This window comes from Sulfuritalea sp., assembly GCF_017302275.1.
Classification (GTDB): domain Bacteria; phylum Pseudomonadota; class Gammaproteobacteria; order Burkholderiales; family Rhodocyclaceae; genus Sulfuritalea.
The window spans coordinates 1-11132 of record NZ_JAFLDR010000067.1 but is presented as its reverse complement, the minus strand read 5'-3'; the positions used below and the strand labels follow the sequence as shown (position 1 = coordinate 11132).

At 64.0% G+C, this 11132-nt stretch carries 10 protein-coding genes and 1 pseudogene; all 11 read right to left on the bottom strand.

Translation table 11 applies throughout. The features are described from left to right. Positions 1-605, bottom strand: a 605-nt coding sequence (locus J0M27_RS20580; RefSeq protein WP_294996384.1) for a branched-chain amino acid ABC transporter permease, incomplete at its 3' end; no start/stop codon positions are given. Beyond that, positions 605-1471 carry a branched-chain amino acid ABC transporter permease gene (locus tag J0M27_RS20575; RefSeq protein WP_294996381.1) on the bottom strand — a complete coding sequence of 289 codons (867 nt, stop codon included), beginning with the start codon at positions 1469-1471 and terminating at the stop codon, positions 605-607. The genes J0M27_RS20575 and J0M27_RS20580, both read right to left, overlap by 1 nt. 140 nt (positions 1472-1611) lie before the next feature. Further along, positions 1612-2820, bottom strand: coding sequence for an ABC transporter substrate-binding protein (locus tag J0M27_RS20570; protein ID WP_294996378.1), 1209 nt, complete (start codon positions 2818-2820; stop codon positions 1612-1614). A gap of 180 nt (positions 2821-3000) precedes the next feature. Further along, positions 3001-4344, bottom strand: a complete 1344-nt coding sequence (locus J0M27_RS20565; RefSeq protein ID WP_294996376.1) for a HAMP domain-containing sensor histidine kinase — start codon at positions 4342-4344, stop codon at positions 3001-3003. Between the two features lie 22 nt (positions 4345-4366). After that, the gene (locus J0M27_RS20560) at positions 4367-5044 is read right to left on the bottom strand and encodes a response regulator transcription factor (RefSeq protein ID WP_294996373.1); all 678 of its coding nucleotides are present in this window, start codon (positions 5042-5044) and stop codon (positions 4367-4369) included. A gap of 21 nt (positions 5045-5065) precedes the next feature. Next, entirely contained in the window at positions 5066-6646 is a 1581-nt protein-coding gene (locus J0M27_RS20555) for a benzoate-CoA ligase family protein (RefSeq protein ID WP_294996370.1), read from the bottom strand. Between the two features lie 80 nt (positions 6647-6726). Next, the gene (locus tag J0M27_RS20550; RefSeq protein WP_294996367.1) at positions 6727-7908 is read right to left on the bottom strand and encodes an acyl-CoA dehydrogenase; all 1182 of its coding nucleotides are present in this window, start codon (positions 7906-7908) and stop codon (positions 6727-6729) included. A 21-nt stretch (positions 7909-7929) separates the two neighbouring features. Beyond that, on the bottom strand, positions 7930-8676 hold the full coding sequence (gene fabG, locus J0M27_RS20545; protein WP_294996364.1) for a 3-oxoacyl-ACP reductase FabG: 747 nt from the start codon (positions 8674-8676) through the stop codon (positions 7930-7932). 2 nt (positions 8677-8678) lie between these two features. Then, on the bottom strand, positions 8679-9809 hold the full coding sequence (gene oah, locus J0M27_RS20540) for a 6-oxocyclohex-1-ene-1-carbonyl-CoA hydratase (RefSeq protein WP_294996362.1): 1131 nt from the start codon (positions 9807-9809) through the stop codon (positions 8679-8681). A gap of 39 nt (positions 9810-9848) precedes the next feature. Further along, a complete protein-coding gene (gene had, locus J0M27_RS20535) occupies positions 9849-10919 on the bottom strand; it encodes a 6-hydroxycyclohex-1-ene-1-carbonyl-CoA dehydrogenase (protein WP_294996359.1) in 1071 nt (356 codons plus the stop codon). A 5-nt stretch (positions 10920-10924) separates the two neighbouring features. Then, a pseudogene (locus J0M27_RS20530) lies at positions 10925-11132 on the bottom strand (hypothetical protein); the annotation flags it as partial.

Below are 11132 nucleotides of genomic sequence, written 5' to 3'. Positions count from 1 at the left end.
CGCATGCGGTGCTCATTGACCTTGATGCCGAGCAGCGCGCGACCGAAGCTGGAGCCGAGAATGCGACGCAACAGGAAGAAGGTCGCGGCGGCGAAGAACAGCACCAGCCAGTAGAACTGGTCGAGTTTCTCCAGGTTCACCAGCACGGTCTCGCCGAGGTTCATGGTCGGTTTGGCATAGATGTAGACGCCGTCGGAGCCGCCACCGAGCTTGGTGTCGTGGAAGACGAAGTACAGCATCTGGGCGAAGGCCAGCGTCACCATGATGAAATAAATGCCGCGCGTGCGCAGCACCAGCAAGCCGGTGACCAAAGCAAAGACGACGCAGAGGCCGATCGCACCCGGCAGGGTCCACCACAGGCTGGCGGCCTCGTACTTCGGCCCCATCAGGGCCAGGGCATAGCCGGCGAGGCCGAAATAGGCCGCATGGCCGAAGCTGACGAGGCCGGTGTAACCGACCAGCAGGTCGAGGCTCATGGCGAAGATGGCCATGATCAGTACCTTGGTCACCAGTTGGATGTAGAAGGTGCTTTCCAGCATCGGGAACAGGGCGGCCAGGCCGACGACGACCCAGGGCAGCCAGCGGGAGAGCGTGCCCTGGTTCATCATTTGCGCCCGAACAGGCCTTCCGGCCGCCATACCAGCACGATCGCCATCAGCACATAGACGATCATGCCGGCAACCTCGGGCACCAGCACCTGGCCGAAGGTTTCGGCCAGGCCGATCATCAAGGAAGCCGCCATGGCGCCCTTGACCGAGCCGATGCCGCCGATGACGACGACGACGAAGCAGATGATCAGCACGTGACCACCCATGCCCGGCGTCACCGAGGACAGCGGTGCGTTGATCATGCCGGCGAAGGCGGCCAGCGCAACGCCCAGCGCGAATACCAGGGTGTAGATCAGTTTGATATCGATGCCCAGCGACTGCACCATGTCGCGGTTGCTGGCGCCGGCGCGGATCATCATGCCCAGCCGCGTCTTCTGGATCAGCACGTAGAGCGCGAAGGCCAGCAGCAGGCAGACGCCGGAGATCGCCAGCCGATACACCGGATAGGAGAGGTTCTCGGTCAGCGGAATCGAGGCATTGAGCAGCGCCGGCACGGCGACGCCATGCACGTCATCGCCCCAGATGATGGAGCGCAGTTCCTCGAAGACCAGGATCAGGCCATAGGTCAGCAGCACCTGGTAAAGGTGGTCACGCGTGTACAGATGGCGAAACAGCAGGCGCTCGAGGCCCATGCCGAGCACCACGGTGAGCGGGATGGCGATGGCGATCGCCGTGGCGAGGTTGCCGGTCATGCCCGCCAGCGACCAGGCCAGGTAGGCGCCGACCATGTAGAAGCTGCCGTGCGCCAGGTTGATGATGCCCATGATGCCGAACACCAGCGTCAGGCCGCTGGACACCAGGAACAGCAACAGGCCATATTGCAGGCCGTTGAGCAACTGGATGAAGAAGAAGGCTAAATCCATGGAATGCAGGGTTCAAAAAAAAGTCGGCGCTGGCGCTACGGCGAAGGATGCTCGGAAGATGCCGCGGGATGGCCTCCGCGGACAATCTGCCGACAAGAAAAGGGCGGTAGTCGCCTACCGCCCCGGTTGCCGAATCAAGCTCAGGCCTTGCAGCCCCGTGCCGGATCGGCCAGCGCCTTCCAGGCCACGCCCTGCGATTTGTTCTCCTTGCCGACCACCTTGCGCAGATACATGTCCTGCACCGGATTGTGCGCCTTGGAGAGCGTCCACACGCCGCGCGGGCTGTCGATCTTGGCGGCTTCCATGCCCTTGATCACGCCGGCCTTGTCGGCGACGTTGCCCTTGACGGCGTCGAGACCGGCCGCCAGCAGTTGGCCGGCGTCGTAGCCCTGCACCGCATACACGTCAGGCTGCAGCTTGAAGGTTTTGGCGTAGGCCAGGCGGAAGGCCTTGTCCTTCTTGGTATCCAGGCCATCGGCATAGTGCAGCGTGGTTTCCACGCCTTCGCCGGCATCGCCCACGGCATCGAGCACGCCGTCGGTGAGGAAGCCCGAGCCATACAGCGGGATCTTGCCCTTGAGGCCGGCGGCCTGGTAATCCTTGAGGAACTTGGCGGCGCCGCCGCCGGCGAAGAAGGCCACCACGGCGTCCGGCTTGATGCTGGCGATCTCGGTCAGCAGCGCCTGGAATTCGACCTGCGGGAAGGGCGTGTACAGCTCCTTGACCAGCTTGCCGCCTTCCTTCTCGAAACCTTCCTTGAAGCCTTCCATCATCTCCTCGCCGGCGGCGTACTTCCAGGTGATGAAGACGGCGGTCTTGTGGCCCTTGGCCTTGAGCACCTTGCCCAGGGCGTGCGTGGTCTGCCAGTTGGAGAAGGAGGTGCGGAAGAAGTTGGGCGCGCACATCGCGCCGGTCATCGCGCCGGCGCCGCCGTTGGGGTTGATCCACAGCGTGCCGGATTCCTTGAGCACCTTGGCCATGCCCATCACCACGCCGGAATGCACGGTGCCGATGACCACATCGACCTTGTCGCGCTGCACCAGCTTGTTGACGTTCTCCGGCGCCTTGGCCGGGTTGGATTCGTCATCCACGGTGACAAATTCGATTTCGCGCCCGGCCAGCTTGCCGCCACGCTCATCGACCGCCAGCTTGAAGCCGTTGGTGATGGCAACGCCAAGCTGGGCGAAGGTGCCGGTGTAAGGCAGCATCAGGCCCACCTTGAGCTTGCCCTGCTGCGCCATGGCCATCGCCGACGGCAGCAGCGTGCCGACCGCGGTGGCGCCGGCAATCGCCGCCGATCCCTTGAGGAATTCGCGGCGGGCAAAGATATCCTTTTCGTTCTGGCTCATTGTTTCTCCTCTTTGGTTATATGTGCGGCCTGTCATTCGGCCATACCGAAACGCGCCTGACTATAACAGCATCCTTTCGCGCCGGCGTCCTTGCGGAACGCTTGCCAGACTCCACTCCGAATGCAGCCCCAGTATAGGAAGCAAACATCAAATCCCTGTCATGGGATCGTCAAATCTTTGTCAAATCAGGACCAGATTGATACGCGTGCCACCTTCGTCCCGCGGTTCGACGCTAATCGTCCAGCCCGCCTGCTCGCAAATGCGCTTGACGATCGCCAGCCCCAGGCCGTAGCCGTCACCACCACGCGCATCGCCGCGATGGAAGCGACGGAACAGTTCGGGGATGCGGTCGCGCGCCACGCCGGGACCGGTATCGGTGATTTCCACGATTCCGCCGTTGTTGCTCAGGCTCACCGAGCCGCGCTCGGTGTAGCTCACCGCATTTGCCAGCAGATTCGAGAGCACGACCTGCAACGCGCGGCGTGGGGCGCGCAGGCGCACCGCCTCGCCCGACTCCACCAGCAGAGTCAGGCCCTTGGCCTCGGCGCGCTCGCGCACGCTCTCGACCGCCTCGACAATGCACTCGCGCAGATCCACCTCGCCGCTGATTCCGTCGGCTTCCTCGCGCGCCATCAGCAGGAAGGCATTCACCAGTTCGGCAAGCCGCGTCGTGGCGCCGGATATCTTGTCGACGCGGCTGCGCGCCCTGGGCGACAGGTCGGTGTCGTCGAGCATCAGCTCGCAGGTGGTCTGGATCGCGGTCAGGGGCGTGCGCAGTTCGTGGCTGACATCGGCGGTGAAGGCGCGTTCGCGCTCCAGCAGGCGCACCGTGCGTTCGTGGTAGCCGTCGAATGCCGCCGCCAGTTCGGCGACCTCGTGCTCCGGATAGTGGCGTTCCAGCGGCTCGCCGGCGTGCTTGCCGTCGAGCTGGCGCACGCGATGCGCGAGGTCGACGATCTGGCGTGTCAGGCGCCCCGAGAGCCAGAGTCCGACCAGCACCGTGACCAGGATGGTGATCACCGCGCTGAGCACCAGCGCTCGCGTGAAGTGCTGCCCGCGCTCCTCGTGCAGCGACACCGAATAGGCGACGACAAAGGCAATGCTGCCGATCTCGCGGACTTCCACGCGATAGCGGTCTGCCTCACGCCCGACATCGTGGAAACCGGGCTGCAGGCCGCGCAGCTCGGCCGGCAGTTCGGCGCGCTCGGCATCATCGCGGGCGACGAAGCCCTGCACCAGCCAGCTGGCGCGGAACCACTTGCGCAGCGACAGCGCCTCGGTGTCGGGCCGCACCTGGTAGCGTTGCAGGGCGCGGTAGGGCGGCCCGTCAAGGCGGCCCTGGCGCTCGTACTGTTCGAGCAGGCCTTCCATTTCGTCGGACACGATCTGGTCGATCAACTGCGCTTCCTGCTGCCGGTTCAGCTGGTGGATGGCGACGGCATGGACCAGCACCAGCACCAGGCCCGCCAGGGCGAAGCTCAACGCCAGCTTGAGGCGCAGGCTGTGGCGGGGATGGCGGGACATGCGCGGGCGGCCGCGCCTGGCGCTAGTCGTTCACGGCGAAGCGATAGCCCACGCCGTGCACGGTCTCGATCGGGGCGTGGCCGCGCGTGTCGGTCAGGGCGCGGCGCAGCATGTGCATGTGGCTGCGCAGGGAATCGCTCTGCGGATGCTCCTCACCCCACAACTCGCGCTCCAATTCGGCACGCGTGAACACGCGATGCGGCGCGGCGATCAGCAGTTCCAGAAGGCGCAGGCACTTGCGCGAGAGATGCACCGAACGTCCGTCCACGGTCACCGCCATCTTGTCCGCGTCGTACTCGATCGCCTCGTAGCTGAGTCGACGGTTTACGACGCGGCCGCGGCGCCGGACCACCAGCGCGTTTAGCCGCGCCTCGACTTCGCGCAGTGCGAAGGGCTTCACCAGGTAATCATCGGCGCCGTTTTCGAAGGCCGCCAGCTTGTCGTCGAGCAGGTCGCGCGCGGTGAGAATCAGGATGGGTACGTCCTGCTTCGCCTCGCCGCGCAGCTTGCGGCACAGGCACAGCCCATCGACGCCGGGCAAGCCGAGGTCGAGCACGATGGCATCGAAGCCACCGGACACCGCGAGGTGCAGGCCGGTGACGCCATCACGCGCCAGATCGACGACATTGCCGCGTCCCTCAAGGAATTCGTAGAGGTTGCCGGCAATGTCGAGGTCGTCCTCGATGATCAGGACGCGCATGAGGCAGGCCTCAGCCGCCGATCAACGCAGCTTGAAACGCTGGATCTTGCCAGTCGCCGTCTTCGGCAGTTCGGCGACGAACTCGATCCAGCGCGGGTACTTGTACGGCGCGAGCTTCTCCTTGACATGGAGCTTGAGCGCCTCGGTCAGTTGGGCCGAAGCCGGGATGCCCGGCTTCAGCACCACGTAGGCCTTGGGCTTGACCAGCTCGTCGGTATCGGCATGCGCCACCACCGCCGCTTCGAGGATGTCCGGATGGGTCATCAGCGCCGCCTCGACCTCGAAGGGAGAGACGTAGATGCCGGAAACCTTGAGCATGTCGTCGGAACGACCGCAATACTGGTAATAGCCGCCTTCGATCTCGATGTACTTGTCGCCGCTGCGCGTCCAGTCACCCATGAAAGTGTGGCGCGACTTCTCGCGGTTGTTCCAGTAGAGCGCGGCGGCGCTCGGGCCCTTGATCTGCAACTCGCCGATCTCGCCCGGCGCCACTACATTGCCGTCCTCGCCGATCAGGCGCACCTCGTAGCCCGGCACCGGCTTGCCGGTGGTGCCGTAGCGGACTTCTCCGGCGCGGTTGGAGAGGAAGATGTGCAGCATCTCGGTCGAGCCGATGCCGTCGAGGATTTCGACGCCGAGGGTCTCCGTCCAGCGCTTGCCGATGTCGGCGGGCAAGGCCTCGCCGGCGGAAGTGCATACGCGCAGCGGCGCGATTTCGCCGCGCTTGAGCATTTCGGGGCTGGCCAGCAGGCCGGCATAAAGCGTCGGCACGCCGTAGAAAATGGTCGGCTGGTGCTGGCGCAGGCGCTGAAACACAGCCTGGGGCGTCGGCCGTTCGCCCATCAGCACGGCCGTGGCACCGACCGCCATGGGAAAGGTCAGGCCGTTGCCGAGGCCATAGGCGAAGAACAACTTCGCGGCCGAGAACACCAGGTCGCTTTCCCGGATGCCGAGCACGCCGACGCCATACAGTTCGGCAGTCTGCATCAGGTGGGAGTGCAGGTGTACCGTGCCCTTGGGTGCTCCCGTCGACCCGGAGGAATACAGCCAGAAGCAAAAGTCGTCGCAGGTGGTGTCGGCCGGCGTGAAGTCTGTCCCGGCCCTGGCCATCAGTTCGCTCATCAGCAGCCGGCCCTTGCCATCCTTGCCCGAGACGATGATGTTCTTCAGGGTCTTGTGCTTGTCGACAACGGCCTCGAAGGCAGGCCAGAGGGCTTCCGACACCACCAGGGTACGGGCGCGCGAATCGCCGAGCATGAAATCGTAATCCTTCGCCGTCAGCAGCGTGTTGGCGGCAATCGGCACGATGCCGGCCTGGATGCTGCCGAGGAAGGCCGTCGGAAAATCGATGCTGTCGAGCAGGCACAACATCACCCGCTCTTCCTGCTGCATGCCGAGCCCGGCCAGCACGTTGCCGAAGCGGTTGACCCGTTCAGCAACTTCGCCATAGCTATAGCTGCCCTGGTCGTCGATGAAGGCCGGCTTGGCCGCCCTGCCCGCCCGCAGGTTGCGCTGGATCAGGTCCCAGGCGGCGTTGTACTGCCGTGGAATGCCGACCCTCGGCGGTGACGACCGATGGTCGGCGCTGCTCAGTTCTGCCATGACTCTCTCCTCCTCCGCTCCGTGGCGGCTGGCTTATCGTAGTACGTGTTGCCGCATTCTGCACCTTCTCGATGCAAACCTCAGCTAAATGCCGGTATCCCCGTTTGGGCCCGGCCAAGGATCAGGGCATGCACGTCGTGGGTGCCCTCGTAGGTATTCACCACTTCCAGGTTCACCACATGGCGGATCACGCCGAACTCGTCGGAAATGCCGTTGCCGCCGAGCATGTCGCGCGCCATGCGGGCGATGTCGAGCGACTTGCCGCAGGAATTGCGCTTCATGATCGAAGTGATCTCGACCGCCGCCGTGCCCTCGTCCTTCATGCGGCCAAGGCGCAGGCAGCCTTGCAGCGCCATGGTGATCTCGGTCTGCATGTTGGCGAGCTTCAACTGAACCAACTGGTTGGCGGCCAGCGGCCGGCCGAACTGCTTGCGGTCCAGCGTGTACTGGCGCGCGGTGTGCCAGCAGAACTCGGCGGCACCCAGTGCGCCCCAGGCAATGCCGTAGCGGGCGGAGTTGAGGCAGGTGAACGGCCCCTTGAGGCCGCGCACGTCGGGGAAGGCGTTTTCCTCGGGGCAGAACACCTCGTCCATCACGATCTCGCCGGTGATCGAGGCGCGCAAGCCGACCTTGCCGTGGATCGCCGGGGCGGAGAGGCCCTTCCAGCCCTTCTCCAGCACGAAGCCGCGGATCTGGCCGCCGTCGTCCTTGGCCCATACGACGAAGACATCGGCGATCGGGCTGTTGGTGATCCACATCTTGGAACCCGACAGGCTGTAGCCGCCGTCGACGGCGCGGGCACGGGTGATCATGCTGCCGGGGTCGGAGCCGTGGTTGGGTTCGGTCAGGCCGAAGCAGCCGATCAGTTCGCCGGTGGCGAGCTTGGGCAGGTACTTCTGCTTGGTCGCCTCGTTGCCGAACTCGTTGATCGGCACCATGACCAGCGAAGACTGCACGCTCATCATCGAACGGTAGCCCGAATCGACGCGCTCGACTTCGCGCGCGGCAAGGCCGTAGCAGACATAGTTCATGCCGGCGCCGCCGTAGGCTTCTGGAATCGTCGTGCCCAGCAGCCCCATTTCGCCCATCTCGCGGAAGATGGCCGGGTCGGTATGCTCATTGCGGAAAGCTTCCAGCACGCGCGGCGCCAGCTTGTCCTGGGCATAGGACGCCGCCGTGTCGCGCACCATGCGCTCGTCTTCCGTCAGTTGCTGGTCGAGCAGCAGCGGATCTTCCCAGTTGAAACTTGCTTTACCGGCCATCGCGATTCCTTCCTTCAGTGTTCAGTGAATTGTCATGCCGCCGTCGGCGGCGAGGATTTGGCCGGTAACGTAGGCCGATGCATCCGAGGCGAAGAACAGGAACACCGGCGCAATTTCCTCCGGTTCGGCCCAACGACCCAGCGGAATGCGGTCGAGGTACTTGTCCTTGAACTTTTCGTCGGTGCGGATCGTTTCGGTCATCGGCGTCGCCGCGCCCGGAGCGATGGCGTTGGCGGTGATGTTGTAGCGCGCCAATTCCTTCGCCGTGCTCTTGGTCATGCCAAGAATACCGGCCTTTGCCGCGCTGTAGTTGATCTGGCCGATGGTGCCCAGCACCCCGGCGGCCGAGGTTACGTAGATGATGCGGCCGTACTTGCGTTCGATCATGCCGCCGACCACCGCCTGCAGGCAGTTGAAGGCGCCGGTCAGGTGCACGGCGACGACCTGGTCCCACTGCGCCGCGGTCATCTTGTGCAGCATGGCCGTGCGCGTGATGCCGGCGTTGTTCACCAGGATGTCGATGCGACCCCAGGCAGCATTGGCCTTGGCCGCGGCGGCTTCGACCTGCTCGCGGCTCGACACGTCGCAGGCAATGCCGATCGCCGTACCGCCAGCGCCGACTATTTCCGCGGCAACTTTCTCTGCAGCTTCGCCATTCATGTCGATCACCGCGACCTTGGCGCCCTCGCGGGCGTATGCAGTGGCGACACAGGCACCGATGCCCTGCCCGGCGCCTGTGACGAAAGCAACCTTGTCTTTCAACTGCACGATCAGGCTTTCGGCTTGGCCATCACCTGCTCGGCAAACTTGTCGTCGAACAGCGCGCCTTCGGCCACCAACTGGCGGAACTTGATGAAGTCGATGACATCCTTGCCGGTCGGCTTCTTGGCGTCGAAGGCGTTGAATCCCAGCCAGGCCTCGTGGTTCATGTTGGCGGCGAGCCAGTGGCGGTTCGGCAGCTTCATCTGGTCCCAGAAGAACTTCTTCTTGCCGCGGATGCCGTCGATCGAGTTGATCAGGCAATTCGGGAACAGGTTGGCGAACTTCCACACCAGGCGATTGACCTCGGCGTCGAGCAGTTCGAAATCGGTCTTGCACTCGGCCATCAGGGCCTTGGCGGCGGCAACCTTGTCGGCGGCAATGGGCTCGCCATAGACGATATCGCCGTCATCGACATAGGTGTCGGTGCGCACCAGGGGGTTGCGCACCCACTGGCCATCCTTCTTCAGCACCGGCACGGCCTTGGTGACGAGGCCCTTGGACTTCATCTTGTAGGCGCTCCAGGTCTCGCAGGAGATGCAGTTGTACATCGCATCTTCCATCGACAGGAACCAGGGCAGGAAGTCGGTCGAGCCGCCGACCGGGGCCGAGCCGTGCTTGGGGCCCGCCTGGCCGAACACGGCGAGGTCGGAGGTCACCGTGATGTCGGTCGCCATGCCGATTTCCTGGCCGCCGGCCACGCGCATGCCATTGACGCGGCTGATCACCGGCTTCTTGCAGTTGAGGATGCCGTCGACCATGGCGTTGAACAGGTCCATGTACTCGCCGTACTCGTTGGGGCGCTTGGAGTAGTAGGCGGAATACTCGGCGGTGTTGCCGCCGGTACAGAAGGCCTTGTCGCCGACGGCGGTGAACACCACGGCGACGATCTTGCGGTCGCTCGATGCGCGCTGCATGCCGGCGATCACGCCCTTGACCATGTCGGTGGTGTAGGAGTTGTACTGGGTCGGATTGTTGAGCCAGATCCAGGCCGAATACAGGCCGGCCACGGCAGCGCCCTTGTCGTCCAGCACCGGACGCTCCTCGTAAATCACCGTCGGCGCTTCGGTGCCGAAGTGGCTGTTGTCGATGAGCTGGTGATCCTTGAGGTCATTTTCCCTGCGTAGCCATTCCAATGCCATGTTGTTTCTCCTCTGTGAATTCGGTTAAATGTGATGCCGTCAGAAATCGGGGGTCAGGATCACGCGGCGCTTGAGCTTGCCGTGGTGGGCCTCGTCGAACACCTGTTCGATCTGGCTCATGGGCCGCGTTTCGACGAAGGGGCCGAGGTTGATGCGGCCGTCGAGGCACATCTCCAGCACCTGCGGATAGAACTCCGGCGGGCAGCCCCAGGTGCCGATCAGTTCGGCATCGAAGGCCATCAGCTTGGACAGCATGTAGGAAGTCTCGTCGGTGCCGTAGCCGACCACCATCAGCATGCCGGTAAAGGAAAGCAGCGACAGCGCCAGTTCCTGGCCGGGCTTGGTACCGGTCACCTCGAAGATTTTCCAGCCGTAGTTCGAGGGGATGCCCTTTTCCTTGCACCAGGCCTTGAAGATCTCCTTCACTTCCTTGGGCGTCTTGCCCTTGGGGTTGATGGTGAAGTCGGCACCGTAGCCCTTCATGAACTCGAGCTTTTCCTCGTTGATGTCGATGCCGATCACCGTGCCGGCGCCCATGCCCTTGGCCACCTGGGTCATGAAGCTGCCGACGCCGCCGGCCGCGCCGATGACGATGACGCGATCACCGGCCGCCAGGCGCGCACGACGCGCCGCCTGGTAGGGCGTGGTCACCGCGTCGGCGATCACCGACAGATGCTCCAGCGGCACGTTGCCGCGATTGCCGACGATGCACAGATCGACCGCCGGCACCGGTATATGGCTGGAGTAGCCGCCGTAGATGCCCATCGAATTGCCGGGCATCTTCTGCGCCAGGCAACGATTGCCGCGTCCGGTCTTGCACAGCTCGCACTTGTTGCAGGGAAGCACGGCGGGAATGATGACTTCCTTGCCGATGTAGCTGGCCTCGCCTGCAACCACCACGCCGGAAATCTCGTGGCCCAGCGACAGCGGAGGCGGATGGTCGGTGCGCACACCCATGTAGAAATAGGACAGGTCGGTGTGGCAGACGCCGCAGCCTTTGACTTCAACGAGGACTTCGCCCGGCTGCAGTTGCGGCACCGGAATTTCGGTTTTGGTCAGCGTCCCCGGTACGGTCATCTGCCAGGTCTTGATGGTGCTTGGAATCATCATGTCTCCTATTTGTTCTTCCAGACGGGTTTGCGCTTTTCCATAAACGAATTCAGGCCTTCCACCGCGTCCTCGGTACCCATCAGCTCGTGCAGGTAGTGGTGCTCGACGTGGTGCAGGGCTTCGTAGAAGGGCCGGTTGGCGGCTTCCTTGACGGCCTTTTTGGTGTGCAGCAGCGCCACGCGCGACAGCGTGGTGAATTGTTCGAGGTACTTG

What these genes read in the sequence shown, in the direction of transcription:
- J0M27_RS20575 (WP_294996381.1), bottom strand. Translation starts at nt 1,471, where the DNA reads ATGGATTTAGCCTTCTTCTTCATCCAGTTGCTCAACGGCCTGCAATAT.
- J0M27_RS20570 (WP_294996378.1), bottom strand. Translation starts at nt 2,820, where the DNA reads ATGAGCCAGAACGAAAAGGATATCTTTGCCCGCCGCGAATTCCTCAAG.
- J0M27_RS20565 (WP_294996376.1), bottom strand. Translation starts at nt 4,344, where the DNA reads ATGTCCCGCCATCCCCGCCACAGCCTGCGCCTCAAGCTGGCGTTGAGC.
- J0M27_RS20560 (WP_294996373.1), bottom strand. Translation starts at nt 5,044, where the DNA reads ATGCGCGTCCTGATCATCGAGGACGACCTCGACATTGCCGGCAACCTC.
- J0M27_RS20555 (WP_294996370.1), bottom strand. Translation starts at nt 6,646, where the DNA reads ATGGCAGAACTGAGCAGCGCCGACCATCGGTCGTCACCGCCGAGGGTC.
- J0M27_RS20550 (WP_294996367.1), bottom strand. Translation starts at nt 7,908, where the DNA reads ATGGCCGGTAAAGCAAGTTTCAACTGGGAAGATCCGCTGCTGCTCGAC.
- oah (WP_294996362.1), bottom strand. Translation starts at nt 9,809, where the DNA reads ATGGCATTGGAATGGCTACGCAGGGAAAATGACCTCAAGGATCACCAG.
- had (WP_294996359.1), bottom strand. Translation starts at nt 10,919, where the DNA reads ATGATGATTCCAAGCACCATCAAGACCTGGCAGATGACCGTACCGGGG.